Here is a 16,292-nt window from a genome sequence, read left to right as displayed (position 1 = left end):
CTCAGCGCTCCCTGATCAGGATGGAGCGGTTGTAGCGGTTCATCGCCAGCGACACCGCCAGGCTGACCAGGCAGTAAAACCCCATCGTCATCGCCACGATGGGGATGGCGCGACCGGACTGGTTGAGCGAGGTGTTCATCCAGACGCTGACCAGATCGGGAAAACCGATCGCGATGGCCAGGGACGAGTTCTTGGTGACGTTGAGATACTGGCTGATCAGGGGCGGGATGATCACCCGCAGCGCCTGCGGCAGGATGATCGACCGCATCGTCCGGCCCGGCGGCACGCCGAGCGCGCGCGCGGCCTCGGTCTGGCCGCGGCTCACCGATTGCACGCCGGAACGGACGTTCTCGCCGATGAAGCAGGAGGTGTAGATCGACAGCGCGATGATCAGCGCGCAGAAGGAGGGCGGGATGTTGAGGCCGCCGACGAAATTGAAGCCGCGCAGTTGCGGCATGTCCCAGGACACTGGGGCCCCCGCCAGCAGGGTGGCGAGCAGCGGCGGCAGGACGAGCAGCGCCAGGACCGGCAGCACGACCGGCCTGATCCGGCCGCTGTTCTCGCGCTCCTTGCGGGCAAAGCGCGCCCAGGCGAATGCGCCGGCCAGGCCCAGCACCGCGGCGGCGAGCACGGTGCCGAAGCCATCCGCGATCACGGGCGCGGGAAGATAGAGACCGCGATTGTTCAGGAAGATCGAGTCGACCCAGCCGATGCTGTCGCGGGGCCTCGGCAGCAGTGTGAAGACGCCGAAATACCAGGCGATGATCTGGAGCAGCAGCGGGGTGTTGCGCAGCACCTCGATATACCAGCGCGCGACGTTGCGGATGACCCAGTTGTTGGACAGCCGTGCCAGCCCGACGATCAGCCCCAGCACCGTCGACAGTACGATCGCGACGACGGCAACCAGCATGGTGTTGGCGATGCCGACCATGAAGACGCGCAGATAGGTGTCGCCTTCGCGATAGGGGATCAGCGTGAAGCCGATCCCGAAACCGGCGGAGACGCCCAGAAAATCGAACCCCGCCGACATGCCACGCTGCGACATGTTCTCGATCGTGTTGCTGATCAGGTACCAGAACAGCAGCACCACGCAGGCGAGCGTCAGCGCCTGATAGACCACCGATCGGACGGTGGCGTTGTTGAGAACCGCCATCAGGCGCGCGCCTGAGCCTGCCGGGGCCGGACTGTCGAGTAGGGCCATGGTGACCTCGCCATTGGTATCATGCAGCCACCGACGGCCTTTGGCAGCCGTCGGCCGGAACGATGACAGGCGGTGGCGGCGGCGATCGCGAAGGGCGTCGCTCCCGGCCCGGCCTGGCCTGGCCGGGATGGGAGCGACGCATCAGGGCAAGCGCAGCCGGCCGGTGGCCGGGCTCACCGGAACGGCATCGGATAGAGGATGCCGCCCTTGTTCCAGAGCGCATTCAGCGAGCCGTCGCGCGGGATGTTGACGGGGGTCTTGGCGCCGACATTGCGCTCATAGGTCTCGGCATAGTTGCCGACATGCTTGAGCACGCGCACCATGAAGTCCTTGGGCAGGCCCATGCCCTCGCCGACATTGCCCTCGGTGCCGAGCAGGCGCTTGATGTTGGGGTTGGACGACTTCAGCATCTCGTCGACATTGGCGGAGGTGACGCCGAGTTCCTCGGCCTCGATCATGCCGAACAGCACCCAGCGCACGATGTCGCCCCAGTTGTTGTCGCCATGACGGACGACGGGGCCGAGCGGCTCCTTTGAGATCGTCTCAGGCAGAATCATGTGCTCGTCGGGCTTGGGGAAGGCGGAACGGCGGGCCGCAAGGCCGGATTTGTCGTTGGTGTAGGCATCGCAGCCGCCGCCGAGATAGGTCTCGACCAGGACATTGACGTTTTCGTTCGTCACCGGCTTGAAGGTCATGCCGGTAGAGCGGAAATAATCGGCAAGATTGAGCTCCGTCGTGGTGCCGGTCAGCACGCAGACGGTGGCGCCGTTGAGCTCCTTGGCCGATTTGATGTTGGAGGATTTGGGCACCACGAAGCCCTGGCCGTCATAGAAATTGACGCCGGCGAATTCGAGACCGAGCTGCGTGTCGCGCACTGCCGTCCAGGTCGTGGTCCGCGAGAGCATGTCCGACTCGCCATTGGCGAGCGAGGTGAAGCGCACAGCCGAGGTGACCGACTGGTACTGCACCTTCTTGGGATCGTCGAAGATCGCGGCCGCGACGCCACGGCACATATCGACATCCATGCCCGACCAGGTGCCGTCGGAGGCGAGCGCATAGAAGCCCGGTGTGGGCAGCCCGACCTGGCAGTTGACATGTCCCCTGGCCTTGACCTGAGCCAGCGTGGCCTGGGCCGAGGCCTGACTGGCCCAACCGGCAGCACAGGCTGAAAACGCAAAAATCATCAGGTTTTTTTTGATATTTGACACGCGCATCGGTCTTATCTCCCCAGATCTGACGTGATATCTGCCGCTTTGCCTCGGCAGTTTTCACAGCAAGAACTATGCCGCAGCTCATCTCCAACCATCCGGACACCCCATGCACGACTCGTCCTTCCAAGCCGGTGCGCTCGATCTCGGACCGCTGGAAAGCGTCTGTTTTCACGGGCTGAAGGCAGGGCCGAAGCTGATCGTGCTCGGCGCCGTGCATGGCAATGAGGGCTGCGGGCCGGCTGCGATCAACCGGGTCATCGCCGATTGCCGCAAGGGCGCGCTGAGCGTGCTGCGGGGTGAGGTCACCTTCGTTCCGGTCGCCAACCCCAAGGCCCGCCGGCAGAACACCCGCGAGGGCGACCGCAACCTCAACCGCGACATGCGCGAACGGCCGCAGCCCGGCGATAACGAGGACCGGATCGGCAACCGTCTCTGCGCATTGCTGCGCCGGCATGACGTCCTGCTGGACGTGCATTCCTTCAGGGGCGAGGGCGAGCCCTTCGTCTTCTTCGGCCCGGAGGACAACACCGGCGAGCTCGAGGCGTTTCGCCATGCCGGCGCGGAAGCGTCCTTCGCCGCCAGCCTCGGCACCGGCATGCTGATCCATGGCTGGCTCGACATCTATGTCCGGCTGATCGCGGCGCGCGAGCGGCTGGGGCTTGCCCGGCTGGCGGTCACCGAAGGCTTCGGCACGACGGAGTACATGCGCTTTGCCGGGGGCTACGGCGTCACGCTCGAATGCGGTCAGCATGACGATCCAGCCTCGATCGACGTTGGCTATGCCGCCATCCACAAGGCGCTGGCGCATCTGGGCCTCATCGATGCCCCCGCCCCGGCGCGCACGCGGCCGAAGGTGATCCACATGTGCGATCTGGTGATATGCGAGGCGGAGGGCGACCAGATCGAGGGCGACTGGAAGACCGGGGACGCCATCGCGGCCGGCCTGCCGATCGCGCGCCGGGCCGATGGCGCAGTGGTGCTGGCTCCGCGCGACGGCTTTGCCATCTTTCCCAACAAGACGCCCAAGCCCGGCGAGGCGATCATCTATCTCGGCGAGGTGAGCCCCCGCCGGGTCGAGGGTTGACCAGGCCGTTTTGCCGGATGCTGCCCTGCTTTCTTTCGGTCATGACGATGGCCAAACCGGATTCCGTCTGACATTCTGATGACAGCTCCCATCAGAGGAGCGTCAAGGGATAGGAATCGTCCATGGAACGCAGAGATTTGCTCAAGGGCATCGGTGCGGTCGCCGCCACCATTGCCGCCCCCGCCATCGGGCGGGCCCAGACAGTGCCGACGCTGGTCGGTGCCGTGCAGTTCAACGACGCGCACCCCTTCACGCAGGGGCTCCTCAAATTCGAGGAGCGTGTGAAGGCGCTCTACAACAAGCCGGTCAACTTCACCCTGCACAAGGATTCGTCGCTCGGGCTCGAAAAGCAGTATTTCGAGTACATGGCGCAGGGGAAGAACGTCGATTACGCGGTGGTTTCACCCGCCCATATGTCGACCTTCTCCAAGGCCGCGCCCTTCATCGACGCGCCCTTCGTCTTCCGGGATTTCGCCCATATGGAAGCGGTGGTGAACAAGGGCCTGCTGAACCCGATCGCCGACGAGATCGAGAAGAAGGCCGGCGTGCGGCTGATCGGCTTTGGCGGCGGCGGTGTGCGCAACCTCTTCGCCAACAAGGCGCTGAAGAGCGTTGCCGAGATCAAGGGCCTGAAGGTGCGCGTCCAGGGCGCTCCGATCTGGTCGCGCAGCTTCGCGGCCATCGGCATGTCGCCGACGGTCATCGCCTATAACGAGATCTACAACGCCATCCAGAACAACGTCATCTCGGCGGCCGAGAACGAGGCGGCCGGCATCGAGCAGATGAAGTTCTTCGAGGTCGCGCCCAATATCCTGATGACGCAGCACGCGGTCTCCGTCCGGCCGATCTGCTTCTCGATGAAGACCATGGCGACCCTGCCCAAGGATCTGCAGGAGGCGGTGATCCAGGCCGGCAAGGAAGCAGCCGATTACGAGCGCAAGATCGAATCGAGCGGCGATGCGGAAATCCTCGTCAGGCTCGAGGCGGCAGGCCGGCTGAAGCGGATTCCCTTCGAGGACCGGCCCACCATGCAGAAGCTCGCCGAGCCGATCATGCAGACCTATGCGAAGGAAATCGACGCCAGCGGCATCCAGACCGCCATCGCCGGCGTCTGAGCCCGTCATCCTTTGAATCCATCAGTTCCGGGCGCGAAAGCGCCCGGAAGCTGCTGTTACGCGCGGGATCCCTTCATGAATGCTTCCTTGTCTGACAGGCCCAGCCTGTGGCGACGCATGACCGCTGCCTATTCGCGATTGCTGTCATTCGTCGTGGTCTTCTCCGTCGGCATCCTGGTGGTGCCTGTCATGCTGCAGATCGTTTCGCGCTACTCCAACCTGATCCCCTCCTATATCTGGACGGAGGAACTGGCCCGCTTCCTGTTCATCTGGACCGTGATGATCGGCACGATCATCGGCGTGCGCGACGCGGCTCATTTCGATGTCGACCTGCTGCCGAGGCTGGGCGCACGGGGCGATGCCTTCATGCGCATCGTCGCCAAGCTCGGCGTGCTGACGATCGCGATCGTCTTCGTTTATGGCGGCATCGAATTCACCCAGTTCGCCTGGAACCGGACCTCGGAGCTGGCCGAACTGCCGCTCTGGCTAATCCATATCGCCTGGCCGATCGCCGGGGTGAGCTGGGTCATCTTCCTCGGCGAGCAGTTCGTCGATGATCTTCGCGTCCTCTTCGGAAAGACCATCAGCTCATGACCGGCAGCGTTCTCTCCTCGGGGCAGGCTGCCTTCATCCTCTTCGGCTGCTTCTTCCTCGGCCTCTTCCTGCGCATTCCCGTGGCCTTCGCACTGGCGCTGGCCTGTCTGCCGATCCTGATCATCGAGCCGCGGCTCGATTCGATGACGCTGATGAGCGAGACGTTCAACGCGTTCAACTCCTTCATCCTGCTGGCCGTGCCGTTCTTCCTGCTGACGGCCAATCTGATGAATGTCGGCGGGGTGACGAACCGGCTGATGAGCCTTTCGCGGGCGCTGGTCGGGCATTTCCCCGGCGGCCTCGCCCAGATCAACGTGGTTTTGTCGTTCTTCTTCGCCGGCATCTCCGGCTCCTCGACGGCGGACGCCGCCAGCCAATCCAAGATCTTCATCGAGGCGCAGCGCCGGGAAGGCTATGACGACAGCTTCTCGGTGGCGATCACCGCCGTCTCGGCCGTGCTGGCGGTGATCATCCCGCCCTCGATCCTGATGATCGTCTGGGGCGGTATCCTGACGACATCGATCGGCGCGCTGTTCCTGGCGGGCGTCATTCCCGGCATCCTGATCGGCGTGGCGCAGATGGCAACGGTCCATGCCTATGCGGTCAGGCGCGGCTACCCGACCTATCCGCGCTCCTCCCTCCGGCAGGTGTTCAAGGCGGTCGAGCATTCCTTCCTGGCGCTTTTGACACCCGGCATCATCATCGGCGGCAAGGTCTTCGGCTGGTTCACCGCGACGGAATCAGCCGCGATCGCGGTGGTCTACGCAGCCTTCCTGTCGCTCATCGTCTATCGCGAGATGGATGCCAAGGGGCTCTATGCGGCCCTGCTCGACACCGGCAAGCTTGCCGGCGTGACGCTGTTTTGCGTCGGCACGGCGTCGGCCTTCGGCTGGCTGATGGCCTATTACAAGATGCCGCAGGCGATCCTGACCGGCGTCTCGGCCTGGGGGATGGGCTTCTACGAGACCGGCTTCTTTATCTCAGGGGTCTTCCTGCTCGTCGGCTGTTTCCTGGATGCGATCCCGGCAATCATCATCGTGGGGCCGATCCTGGCGCCTTTGGCGAGCACGGTGATGATGGACCCGGTCCATTTCGCCATGATCGGCATCGTCAGCCTCGCCTTCGGATTGGTGACGCCGCCCTACGGCCTGTGCCTGATGATCGCCTGCTCGGTCGCGGGCATCAGCATGCGCTCGGCGATCCGGGACACGCTGATCATGCTGATCCCGATGTTCGTCGTCCTCGGCCTGATCATCATGTGGCCCAAGGTCTCGCTGTTCTTGCCGAGCCTGATCTCGCCGGAGTTCCTGAACTGATCCTTGCGGCGGTGCGGGCCGTCGCCGGGCTTGCGTCTGGGCACAGGTGTTGCGGTCATAGCGTCGCAGCAGGTTGAATCGGCGCGGTTTGCGCGTAGCTCTCGCGAAAGCCGAGAGACGATGCGCTGAGATCATGCCCATGCCGATGGCAACCCGTGAAACCGGCCTGGCGATGCTGGCCGAGTTCGTGCCCCGCATGGGCCGCCGCTATGCCAATGGTCGCAATTTCGATCATGGCCCCGGGCGTCACGACGCGGTCTCGCGGCTTTCGCCCTATATCCGGCGCCGGCTCGTGACCGAGGCCGAGCTGGTGTCGGCCGCGATCGCCGCGCATGGCCCCGAGGAGGCGGAGAAATTCGTCGAGGAGGTGCTCTGGCGCGGCTATTTCAAGGGCTGGCTGGAGCGGCGCCCGTCGATCTGGAGCGCCTATGTCACGGGCCTTGAGGCCGACCTCGCCGTGCTCGATGCCGATCGCCGGTTGCGGCGTCGGGTTTCCGAGGCGGAAGAGGGGCGCACGGGCCTGGCGTGTTTCGACGCCTGGGCGCAGGAACTGACCGAGACCGGCTATCTGCACAATCATGCGCGGATGTGGTTCGCCTCGATCTGGATTTTCACGCTGGGTCTGCCCTGGCGGCTGGGCGCGGATTTCTTCTACCGGCATCTGCTCGATGGCGACCCCGCCTCGAACACGCTGGGCTGGCGCTGGGTCGCCGGGCTGCACACGCGCGGCAAGCCCTATCCGGCGCAGGCCTGGAACATCGCCAAGTTCACCGGCCAGCGTTTCACACCGCGCGACAGTGATCTGGCCGAGGTCACGCAGGGCCTCGAGGCGCAGGAGCCCGACGGCCTGCCGCCGGCGCAGGCCGCGCGCAGCGTCCGGGCACCGGAGCCGGGCCTGCCGACGGCGCTTCTGATCACCGAGGAGGACTGCCGGCTGGAAGATTTCAATCTCGCCGGCCTCGACATCCGCGCCTGCGCCACGCTTAGCGCGAGCCATCTGCGTTCGCCCCTGCCGGTGTCGGATGCGGTCGCGGCTTTCGAGGCCCGGGCGCTCGACGATGCGGCCGCACGCGTCGGGCTCGCCGTGGATTCCCTGCAGGCCGATGCGCCCGACAATCTGGTCACATGGGCGGCGCGGTCCGGCGCACGCCAGATCGCGACGCCTTACGTCACGCAGGGCCCGTTGCATGATTTCCTGGCTCAGGCCCAGCCGCTGCTGGCGGCCCGCAGCATCGCGCTGTGCGAATTTCGGCGCGAATGGGATGGCCTGATCTGGCCGCATGCGAGTGCCGGCTTCTTCAAGGTCAAGCAGCAGATTCCCCAGATCCTCGGGCGGCTGCGATGCCAGTGATGTCGCTTCGTCGTCTTGTTCGATGTGGCTGGGCTGAAGCGTCTCCCCTCCTCCAGCGCAAGGTTCGATGATGCAGACCGCCGCCCTTCTGACCGTCGCGCTGTTGTTTGGCGGCATGGTGCTGTTTTCGTTCGGGTTCGCGGCGATCCTGTTTGCCACGCTCTCGGCGGATGAGGCCGGCCGGGTGCTGCGGCGCGCCTTTCCGCATTTCTATCTGTTCGTCATCGCGACATCGGCGCTTGCGGCGGCGCTGGTCTGGACCAGCGATGGGGCGTCTGCGGCCTGGCTCGCCGCCATCGCCGTCTCGACGATCCCGACCCGCCAACTGCTGATGCCCGCGATCAACGCTGCGACCGATGCCGGCGACAAGAGCCGCTTCAAGATCTTGCACGGGGCTTCGGTTGCCATCACCCTGGCCCATATCGCTTTGACTGGCTTCGTCCTCAGCCGCTTCGTCTGAAGCCGCAGCGGCTGAGGTCAAGGTGCGATCGGCGCCGGACCGAACGCGCTATCGGCATCCTCCAGCGCCAGGAGCCCGACGCGACGCACCATCTCGGCGATTTCCATCAGCTGGTCGGCGAGCGGGTTGGTCTTGCGCCAGACCATGCCGATCATGCGGGTGGGACGCGGCGCGTCGAGCCGGGCGACGCAGACGGCCGCACCCCGAATTTCAACCGGCATCGCCATTTCCGGAATCAGCGTCACCCCGATCCCGGCGCCGACCATCTGCACGAGCGTCGACAGGGAACTGCCCTCCATCAGCGCGCGTGGCGCCAACGAGGAAATGCTGCAGATCTCGAGCGCCTGCTCGCGAAAGCAATGGCCCTCCTCCAGCAGCAGAAGCCGCATTTCGCGCAGCATGCTGGGGCTCGGCACCGGTTTGGCGGCATCGTCGCGCGGGCGCACCAGCACGAACTCTTCCTCGAACAGGATGAAGCTGGCCAATGAGGGTTCCGTGATGGGCAGAGCGACGATGGCGGCATCGAGCCGCCCGCCGACGAGGTCCTCCAGCAGGATCCGGGTCAGCGCCTCGCGCGGATGCAACTCGATGCCGGGATAGCGTGCGACCAGTTCCTTGATCAGCCGGGGCAGCAGATAGGGCGCGACGGTGGGGATGACCCCGATCCGCAGGCGCCCGGCGAGGGGGCCGCGCGAGGCCCTGGCGAGATCGGTCAGTTCCTCGACCGCCTGCAGAATGTCGCGCCCGCGCAGCGCGAAGGCCTCCCCCAGCATGGTGAGACGGATCTGCTTGGAGCTGCGCTCGACCAGCTTGGCACCGAGAATTTCCTCGAGCTCCTTGATCTGGAGCGACAAGGCCGGCTGGGAGATCGAACAGGCCTCTGCGGCACGGCCGAAATGGCCCTGGCGCGCCAGCGCATCGAAATAGCGCAAATGCTTGATCGAGATGCCTATCATAGGCCTGACTTATCAGAATGATTATAAATTCAAAATTATTTTTATCGAATCGGCGTGCTAGAACACGATCGAACTGAGCGATCCGAGCCGGCTTTCAGCCGCCGAGCGCTTCAGCCTTTTGATCAACAGCGCGGGGAAAAGTGATGGACGGTATCAACGTGACACCCAAGGGCCAGTGCCCGGTGATGCATGGCGCGGTGACGAAGACCGACGGCAGGACCATGAACTGGTGGCCCAACGCGCTCAATCTCGACATCCTGCACCAGCATGACAGCAAGACCAACCCGCTGAAGGGCTTCAATTATCGCGAGGCGCTGAAGACGCTCGACGTCCCGGCGCTGAAGGCCGATCTCAACGCGCTGATGACCGACAGCCAGCCCTGGTGGCCAGCCGATTGGGGCCATTATGGCGGCCTCTTCATCCGCATGGCCTGGCATGCGGCAGGCTCCTACCGCCTGGCCGATGGCCGCGGCGGCGGCGGCACCGGCAACCAGCGCTTCTCGCCGCTGAACTCCTGGCCCGACAACGCCAATCTCGACAAGGCGCGCCGCCTGCTCTGGCCGATCAAGAAGAAGTACGGCAACCAGGTCAGCTGGGCCGATCTGATCCTGCTCGCCGGCAACGTCGCCTATGAGTCGATGGGCCTGAAGACCTTCGGCTTCGGGTTCGGGCGCGAGGATATCTGGCACCCGGAGAAGGACATCTATTGGGGCGCGGAGACGGAGTGGCTGGCGCCGTCCGACAGCCGCTATGGCGATCTCATGGACGCCTCGACGATGGAGAACCCGCTGGCCGCCGTGCAGATGGGCCTGATCTACGTCAACCCGCAGGGCGTGAACGGCGTGCCCGATCCGCTGATGACGGCGGCCCATGTCCGCGAGACCTTCGCGCGCATGGCGATGAACGATGAGGAGACCGCCGCGCTCACCGCAGGCGGCCACACCGTCGGCAAGACCCATGGCAATGGCAATGCCGCGCTGCTGGGCCCCGCGCCCGAGGGCGCCGACATCGCCGAGCAGGGCTTCGGCTGGATGAACCACAGCACCCGCGCCATCGGGCGCGATACCGTGACCTCGGGCCTCGAAGGCGCCTGGACCACTCATCCGACCAAGTGGGACAATGGCTATTTCGATCTGCTGTTCGGCTATGAGTGGGAGTTGAAGACCTCGCCAGCCGGGGCCTTCCAGTGGATGCCGATCGACATCCGCGAAGAAGATATGCCTGTCGATGTCGAGGATCCCTCGATCCGCGTCATGCCGATCATGACCGATGCCGACATGGCGATGAAGATGGACCCGGCCTATCGGGAAATCTGCGAACGCTTCAGCCGCGACCATGCCTATTTCTCCGACACCTTCGCCCGGGCCTGGTTCAAGCTGACCCATCGCGACATGGGCCCGAAGATCCGCTATTTCGGCCCGGAAGTGCCGAGCGAGGAGCTGATCTGGCAGGATCCGGTCACCCCCGGGCGACGCGACTACGACGTCGCCGCCGTCAAGGCGAAGATCGCAGCATCGGGTCTGTCGATCGCCGAGATGGTCTCCACCGCCTGGGACAGCGCGCGGACCTTCCGCGGCTCGGACCTGCGCGGCGGCGCCGATGGCGCGCGCATCCGCCTTGCCCCGCAGAAGGACTGGGAGGGTAACGAGCCGGCAAAGCTCGCCCGGGTTCTGGGCGTGCTGGAAGGCATCGCGGCGGAGACCGGCGCGAGCGTCGCCGACGTGATCGTCCTTGCCGGGTCATACGGCGTCGAACAGGCGGCCAAGGCGGCCGGCGTCGAGATCAGCGTGCCCTTCGCGACCGGCCGTGGCGATGCCACGCCCGAGCAGACCGATGCCAGCTCCTTCGAGGTGATGGAGCCGGTCGCCGACGGCTTCCGCAACTGGTTGAAGAAAGACTACGCGGTCAGCCCCGAAGAGCTGCTGCTCGACCGCGCCCAGCTTTTGGGCCTGACGGCTCATGAGATGACGGTGCTGGTCGGCGGTCTGCGCGTTCTCGGCGCCAACCACAACGGCACCGCGCATGGCGTGTTCACCGACCGGGTCGGCGCGTTGACGACGGACTTCTTCGTCGCGCTGACCGACATGGCCTATCGCTGGGAGCCCGTCGGCAAGAACCTCTACCACATCGTCGAGCGCCAGAGCGGCACGGTGAAGTGGACCGCGACCCGGGTCGATCTTGTCTTCGGCTCGAATTCGGTGCTGCGCGCCTATGCCGAGGTCTATGCCCAGGACGACGCCAAGGCGAAGTTCGTGGCCGATTTCGTGGCGGCATGGGTCAAGGTGATGAATGCCGGCCGTTTCGACCTGAACTGAGACCACGTCTCGACGGGGCGCCTCGGCGCTCCTCAATCGTCCCGGCGCCGTCCCTGGCGCCGGGACGGCTTGTTTTTCGACACCTGCGACAAGAGGCCCTGCGGCGTCGGCCTCGCTTGCCGGGTCGGCACTGAGGGCCCATGTCTTCGTCCATGACCGGTCCCACTGTTTGGTATGATGGCAACTGCCCGCTTTGCCGGCGCGAGATCGCGGCGATGAGGCGGCTGGACCGCAACGGCGCCATCACCTTTCTCGACGTGACCTCCGATGACACCAGCTGCCCGATCGATCGCGGCGCGCTGCTGGCGCGCTTCCATGCGGAGGAAAACGGCAAGCTTTTGTCGGGCGCCGCCGCCTTCGCGGCGATGTGGCGGGCGATTCCGATCCTGCGGCCGTTCGGGCTGGCTGCGCGCAACCGCCATGTCGGCGCGGCGCTGGAATGGCTTTATGTCCGCTTCCTGCGTTACCGCCCTGCCCTGCAGCGCTGGGTCCGCGATCGCGAGACGGGAACGCCCTCGCGGTCCTGATCGTCGGCATTGTCAGCCAGCCGCATGGCCGGGTGTCGGGCCAGGCACGATCGGCCCATCAGCCCTGCGCGCCGCCTGCGAGGGCGTTCGTCTTCGCAGCCGCGGCCTTCCCGGGCAGCTTGATCTTGTCGGCAGCCGGCAGCAAGCGGGCCGAGTTGGAGATGAAGATCAGCTCCGACGAGACATGGATGAAGGCTGCAAATAGCGGGTTCAGGAAGCCGAAGGCGGCCAGCGCGATGCCGATGGCATCGACCGCGATCGTGCCGGCAAAGTTCTGCCAGATCACGCCGCGCGTTTGCTTGGCGAGCGCGACGGTCTCGACGAGACGTCCAAGATCGTTGGCGAGCAGCACGATGTCGGCGCTCTCCTTGGCGACATCGGTGCCCGAGCCCATCGCGATGCCGACGCTGGCCGCCGTCAATGCGGGCGCGTCGTTGATGCCGTCGCCGAGCATGGCGACCCGGGCGCCCGAGGCCACCAGCGCCCGCACGCGCTCCAGCTTCTGCTCGGGCAGCATGCCGGCCTCGACCGTGTTGATCCCCAGGCTGGCACCGACGCTCTGCGCCACCCGGGCATTGTCTCCGGTGAGGAGGATGGTGCGGATCTTCATCGCATGCAGGGCGGCGATGGCGGCCGCAGCCTCTGGCCTGACCTCATCGGCCACGGAGAAGGCCCCGGCATAAAGCCCGTCGATCGCGACGCAGATCTCGGAGGAGACGATGTCCCCGCCCCTGTCGTCTGGAACCTCGACACCCTCGGCTTTCAGCAGCTTGACGCTGCCGATCAGCACGCGGGCCTCGCCGATCTGGGCGGTGACGCCGCGCCCCAGCGTATAGTCGAAGCTGTCGGGCTCCGGCACCGCGATCTCGCGGCGATGGGCCTCGGCGACGATCGCCTTGGCGAGCGGGTGTTCGGAGCGCAGTTCGGCGGACGCCGCGAACCTGACCAGATCGGCCTCCGACCGGCCCGGCGCCGGGTGGATCCCCGCGACGCGCGGCTCGCCGAAGGTCAGCGTGCCGGTCTTGTCGAGCACGATGGTGTCGATCTTGCCCAGCATTTCGAGATGCATGCCGCCCTTGATGATGGCGCCGTTGCGCGCGGCGCGCCCGATGCCGCCAAGCACGGCCAGAGGCGTTCCCGCCGCGACACCGCAGGCGCCGGCGACGATGATCACCGAGATGGTGTCGCGAATATTGCCGGTCAGCCAGTAGGTCAGGATCGCCGCCGCGAAGGAGAAATAGACGAGATAGCCGGCGAGCTGGTCGGCCAGGCGCTGGACCGGTGCGCGCGATTGCTCGGCGTTCTCGATCGCGTCGATGATGCGCCCGAAGCTGGTGTCGCGGCCGATGCGATCGACCTGGATATCGAGCGCGCCCGACTGGTTGATCGAGCCCGCGAAGACCGTGTCGCCCTCGCTGCGCTTGATCGGCATCGACTCGCCGGTAATGCGGGCCTGATCGACATAAGACTGGCCCGACTGGACCACGCCATCGACGGGGATGTTCTCGCCGGGCGCCACCAGCACCCGGTCGCCGACGACGATCGTGTCGATCGGCACCACGGCGATCACGCCGTCGCGGCGCACAGTGGCGTCCTGCGGCATCACGTCGATCAGATCGGAGATCGCGGCCCGGCCGCGGTCGACGGTGAGATTCTCGAGCTCCTCGGCGACGAGCACGAAGAAGGTGACGACCAGAGCGGTGAAAAATTCCGAGATCGCGGCCGCCGCCAGGATGGCGATCGACATGGAGAGTTCCATGGTCATCCGCCGGGCCTTGAGGTTCTCGAATGCCTCGCGCAGGATCGGCCAGGCGCCAAACAGCAGTCCTGCCATGCCGATCACATCCCAGCCGGCGATGCGGGGCACGATCTCGAACCAGACCAGCGCCGCCGTGATCGCGACGACCGCGACCCGCAGCAGCTCGACGGTTTGAACATCGTGACCAAACAGGCTGACTGCGCGCGGCAGGCGGCCGCCGAACCAGCCGGGCGAGCGCCTCGCCTGCTCCGCCGGGCTCGCCGAGCAGCTGCGTTCGAAAGGGCGCGCGCAGGTGCAGGGCGCGTCGCTCTGCGGACAGGCCGGCACGGGCGGGACGATGATGGTCATGATGGGTCATCCTGAGCGCAGGGAGTGCCGCGCCGGCCCCATTCATATAGTTTAGAACAGTTCTAATTTCAATCGGCCGCGACAATCAGGCCGGCCTCATGCGTCGCGGCTTCAGGCAGGATCGGTCCCCGCCACGGCTTCGCGCTCCGCCCTTCGTCGATCGAGCCAGGCCATCACCGGGCTGGCGGTGGCGCCGTGAAGCACGATCGAAACGAGCACGATGAAGGCAACCACGCTCCAGATCTGATCGGCGTCGTCGAAGGACCCGTGACCGGCGGCATAGGCGAGATAGTAGACCGAGCCGATGCCGCGGATGCCGTAGATGCTGATCACGGCCCTCTTGTCGCCCGGCAGCACGGCGCCGTTCAGTCCAATCCAGGCACTCAAGGGCCGGACGACGAAAAGGGCGAGCATGCCGAAGGCGATGCCGTCCCAGCCCAGCGCCTGCAGCAGCCCCCCTGTCGACAGGGCTCCGCCAAAGGCCACCAGCAGCGCCATCATCAACAGCCGTTCGAGTTCCTCGGCGAAGTCGTGCAGCCGCGTGTGGTAGTCGTGGTCGCGCTCCTGCATACGCATCACCAGCGCCGCAAGGAAGACCGACAAAAAGCCATAACCATGGACGAGTTCGGCCCCGCCATAGGCGATGCAGGTGATCCCCAGCGCGACGAACCCATCCCCCGTGCGCGACAGCCGCGCCGTGTTGGGCAGCCGGAAGACGAGGTAGCCGAGCCCATAGCCCGTGACGACCCCGACGGCGAGACCTGCCGCGAGCTTCCAGACGACATCGACGGAAAACCAGTGCAGGAGCCATGGCTCGCTGCTCGCCGAGACCAGAGACAGGGCGATGGCGGCGTGGACAAACGGAAAGGCCAGCGCATCGTTGAGCCCAGCCTCCGATGTGAGGGCAAAGCGGGTGTCGCCATCCTCACCGGAATTGGGCGGGCCGACCTGGATATCGGCCGCCAGCACCGGATCGGTCGGCGCCAGAACCGACGCCAGCAGCAGCGCGGAGGCGACACCCAACCCCAGCAGCCCGTAGCCGAGCAGCGCCAGGCCGAGGATGGTCAGCGGCATCGCGATGCCGAGCAGCCGCCAGGTCAGGATCCAGCGTTTCCAGCCAATGCGCCGGTCAAGCTTGAGCCCGGCGCCCATCAGCGAGATGATCACGACCATCTCGGAAAAACGCTCGACCAGGGGCAGATGTGCCTGCGGGCGCGGATCGAACGTCAACACGCCAGGGATGGCGAACAGGCCAGCGCCGATCGCGACGCAGACGATCGGCAACGAGAGCGGCGCGCGGCTCAGAACCATCGGCAGCCAGGCCGTCAGCAGGACGAGACAGCCAAAGCCCAGAAGAAACAGAATATAGGCGTCCACCGTGCTGATCATCCAGGTTGTCAACCGGCACGGCTTCTCGGCCGGCCGGGTTTCACGCGACGGGGACGCCGCAACAGCGAAAGCCCGGTCCGATTTCGGTCCGGGCTTTCGTCATGGTGTAGATACGCCAGGCGCGGATCTGTCGACCCGGCCCGGCGGGAAAACGGTTACTGGATGACCTGAACGACGCGGCGCGTCGCGGGATCGACCAGCACGGTGCGGTTGTTGATCACCGTGTACTGATAGTTGGTCTCGCCGTATTCGCGCGGCACAGCGTAGTATTCGATACCGTTGCTGGGCAGCACGCCGCCGACAACGACCGGCTCGGCATAGGTGTAGGACGGACGCCGCTGCTGGACGACATAGGTCTGGAACTTCGGTGTGTTGTCACCGATGATCGCACCGACGACGGCACCACCGACACCGCCGACAGCCGCGCCGATCGGACCGCCGACGATGGCGCCGCCGACGGCACCGGTCGCAGCGCCGCTAAGGGCACCGCCCTGGGCGGCAGGAGCGTTCTGCGCGGAAACGGCGGCGGGAATGATGAAGATCGCGGCTGCGAGAGCCAAAGGCTTGAACATGGGGATCGTCCTTCGCTTGACCACATCGGAGAAAAATTCTCCGTCCGTGTCATGCAGCGAAAACGTATCGGCTATAGTATTTGTTCCCACCGAA

The 16,292-nt window shown here is 65.6% G+C and carries 14 protein-coding genes; 8 read left to right on the top strand and 6 right to left on the bottom strand.

All coding sequences use genetic code 11. The features are described 5' to 3' along the window. Position 1: 1 nt before the first annotated feature. Both IP69_RS10180 and IP69_RS10175 read right to left on the bottom strand, forming a co-directional pair. Positions 2 to 1,201: an ABC transporter permease subunit gene (locus tag IP69_RS10180; RefSeq protein WP_082359205.1), complete on the bottom strand. Its 1,200-nt coding sequence runs from the start codon at positions 1,199 to 1,201 to the stop codon at positions 2 to 4. A 173-nt stretch (positions 1,202 to 1,374) separates the two neighbouring features. After that, positions 1,375 to 2,415: an amino acid ABC transporter substrate-binding protein gene (locus IP69_RS10175; protein ID WP_054142715.1), complete on the bottom strand. Its 1,041-nt coding sequence runs from the start codon at positions 2,413 to 2,415 to the stop codon at positions 1,375 to 1,377. A 103-nt stretch (positions 2,416 to 2,518) separates the two neighbouring features. On the opposite strand from IP69_RS10175, the gene IP69_RS10170 reads away from it, so the two are divergent. The 6 genes from IP69_RS10170 to IP69_RS10145 all read left to right on the top strand — a co-directional run bounded on the left by IP69_RS10170 (position 2,519) and on the right by IP69_RS10145 (position 8,332). Next, on the top strand, positions 2,519 to 3,496 hold the full coding sequence (locus tag IP69_RS10170; protein WP_054142714.1) for a succinylglutamate desuccinylase/aspartoacylase family protein: 978 nt from the start codon (positions 2,519 to 2,521) through the stop codon (positions 3,494 to 3,496). 122 nt (positions 3,497 to 3,618) lie between these two features. After that, on the top strand, positions 3,619 to 4,611 hold the full coding sequence (locus IP69_RS10165; protein ID WP_054142713.1) for a TRAP transporter substrate-binding protein: 993 nt from the start codon (positions 3,619 to 3,621) through the stop codon (positions 4,609 to 4,611). A gap of 117 nt (positions 4,612 to 4,728) precedes the next feature. After that, positions 4,729 to 5,205, top strand: coding sequence for a TRAP transporter small permease (locus tag IP69_RS10160; RefSeq protein ID WP_229473996.1), 477 nt, complete (start codon positions 4,729 to 4,731; stop codon positions 5,203 to 5,205). Continuing rightward, positions 5,202 to 6,521: a TRAP transporter large permease gene (locus IP69_RS10155; protein ID WP_054142711.1), complete on the top strand. Its 1,320-nt coding sequence runs from the start codon at positions 5,202 to 5,204 to the stop codon at positions 6,519 to 6,521. The genes IP69_RS10160 and IP69_RS10155 overlap by 4 nt, the downstream gene beginning before the upstream one ends. Positions 6,522 to 6,660: 139 nt before the next feature. Then, on the top strand, positions 6,661 to 7,872 hold the full coding sequence (locus IP69_RS10150; protein ID WP_248306786.1) for an FAD-binding domain-containing protein: 1,212 nt from the start codon (positions 6,661 to 6,663) through the stop codon (positions 7,870 to 7,872). 67 nt (positions 7,873 to 7,939) lie between these two features. Then, positions 7,940 to 8,332 (top strand): DUF4149 domain-containing protein, encoded by a 393-nt coding sequence (locus tag IP69_RS10145; RefSeq protein WP_054142709.1) that lies wholly within the window; start codon positions 7,940 to 7,942, stop codon positions 8,330 to 8,332. A gap of 17 nt (positions 8,333 to 8,349) precedes the next feature. Here the strand turns inward: IP69_RS10145 and IP69_RS10140 are convergent, their stop codons facing one another. After that, the gene (locus tag IP69_RS10140; RefSeq protein WP_054142708.1) at positions 8,350 to 9,288 is read right to left on the bottom strand and encodes a hydrogen peroxide-inducible genes activator; all 939 of its coding nucleotides are present in this window, start codon (positions 9,286 to 9,288) and stop codon (positions 8,350 to 8,352) included. 143 nt (positions 9,289 to 9,431) lie between these two features. Here IP69_RS10140 and katG point away from each other — a divergent pair, with 143 nt between their 5' ends. Together katG and IP69_RS10130 are read left to right on the top strand one after the other, a co-directional pair. Further along, the gene (gene katG / locus IP69_RS10135; RefSeq protein ID WP_054142707.1) at positions 9,432 to 11,603 is read left to right on the top strand and encodes a catalase/peroxidase HPI; all 2,172 of its coding nucleotides are present in this window, start codon (positions 9,432 to 9,434) and stop codon (positions 11,601 to 11,603) included. 140 nt (positions 11,604 to 11,743) lie between these two features. Then, positions 11,744 to 12,130 carry a DUF393 domain-containing protein gene (locus tag IP69_RS10130; protein WP_248306785.1) on the top strand — a complete coding sequence of 129 codons (387 nt, stop codon included), beginning with the start codon at positions 11,744 to 11,746 and terminating at the stop codon, positions 12,128 to 12,130. Between the two features lie 58 nt (positions 12,131 to 12,188). Here IP69_RS10130 and IP69_RS10125 read toward each other — a convergent pair whose 3' ends face one another. The 3 genes from IP69_RS10125 to IP69_RS10115 form a co-directional block, all read right to left on the bottom strand. Continuing rightward, the gene (locus IP69_RS10125) at positions 12,189 to 14,237 is read right to left on the bottom strand and encodes a cation-translocating P-type ATPase (protein ID WP_054142705.1); all 2,049 of its coding nucleotides are present in this window, start codon (positions 14,235 to 14,237) and stop codon (positions 12,189 to 12,191) included. Positions 14,238 to 14,348: 111 nt separating this feature from the next. Then, a complete protein-coding gene (locus IP69_RS10120) occupies positions 14,349 to 15,626 on the bottom strand; it encodes a cation:proton antiporter (protein WP_054142704.1) in 1,278 nt (425 codons plus the stop codon). 155 nt (positions 15,627 to 15,781) lie between these two features. Beyond that, positions 15,782 to 16,198 (bottom strand): DUF1236 domain-containing protein, encoded by a 417-nt coding sequence (locus tag IP69_RS10115; RefSeq protein ID WP_054142703.1) that lies wholly within the window; start codon positions 16,196 to 16,198, stop codon positions 15,782 to 15,784. Positions 16,199 to 16,292: the final 94 nt, after the last annotated feature.

Source organism: Allobosea sp. AAP35, assembly GCF_001295925.1.
GTDB lineage: Bacteria > Pseudomonadota > Alphaproteobacteria > Rhizobiales > Beijerinckiaceae > Allobosea.
The sequence above is the reverse complement of the archived record's forward strand: the minus strand, read 5'-3'. Positions and strand labels throughout refer to the sequence as shown.

Excerpts from the sequence above, each read along its gene's own strand:
- IP69_RS10180 (WP_082359205.1), bottom strand. The coding sequence starts at position 1,201 with ATGGCCCTACTCGACAGTCCGGCCCCGGCAGGCTCAGGCGCGCGCCTG.
- IP69_RS10175 (WP_054142715.1), bottom strand. The coding sequence starts at position 2,415 with ATGCGCGTGTCAAATATCAAAAAAAACCTGATGATTTTTGCGTTTTCA.
- IP69_RS10170 (WP_054142714.1), top strand. The coding sequence starts at position 2,519 with ATGCACGACTCGTCCTTCCAAGCCGGTGCGCTCGATCTCGGACCGCTG.
- IP69_RS10165 (WP_054142713.1), top strand. The coding sequence starts at position 3,619 with ATGGAACGCAGAGATTTGCTCAAGGGCATCGGTGCGGTCGCCGCCACC.
- IP69_RS10160 (WP_229473996.1), top strand. The coding sequence starts at position 4,729 with ATGACCGCTGCCTATTCGCGATTGCTGTCATTCGTCGTGGTCTTCTCC.
- IP69_RS10155 (WP_054142711.1), top strand. The coding sequence starts at position 5,202 with ATGACCGGCAGCGTTCTCTCCTCGGGGCAGGCTGCCTTCATCCTCTTC.
- IP69_RS10150 (WP_248306786.1), top strand. The coding sequence starts at position 6,661 with ATGCCGATGGCAACCCGTGAAACCGGCCTGGCGATGCTGGCCGAGTTC.
- IP69_RS10145 (WP_054142709.1), top strand. The coding sequence starts at position 7,940 with ATGATGCAGACCGCCGCCCTTCTGACCGTCGCGCTGTTGTTTGGCGGC.
- IP69_RS10140 (WP_054142708.1), bottom strand. The coding sequence starts at position 9,288 with ATGATAGGCATCTCGATCAAGCATTTGCGCTATTTCGATGCGCTGGCG.
- katG (WP_054142707.1), top strand. The coding sequence starts at position 9,432 with ATGGACGGTATCAACGTGACACCCAAGGGCCAGTGCCCGGTGATGCAT.
- IP69_RS10130 (WP_248306785.1), top strand. The coding sequence starts at position 11,744 with ATGTCTTCGTCCATGACCGGTCCCACTGTTTGGTATGATGGCAACTGC.
- IP69_RS10125 (WP_054142705.1), bottom strand. The coding sequence starts at position 14,237 with ATGACCATCATCGTCCCGCCCGTGCCGGCCTGTCCGCAGAGCGACGCG.
- IP69_RS10120 (WP_054142704.1), bottom strand. The coding sequence starts at position 15,626 with ATGATCAGCACGGTGGACGCCTATATTCTGTTTCTTCTGGGCTTTGGC.
- IP69_RS10115 (WP_054142703.1), bottom strand. The coding sequence starts at position 16,198 with ATGTTCAAGCCTTTGGCTCTCGCAGCCGCGATCTTCATCATTCCCGCC.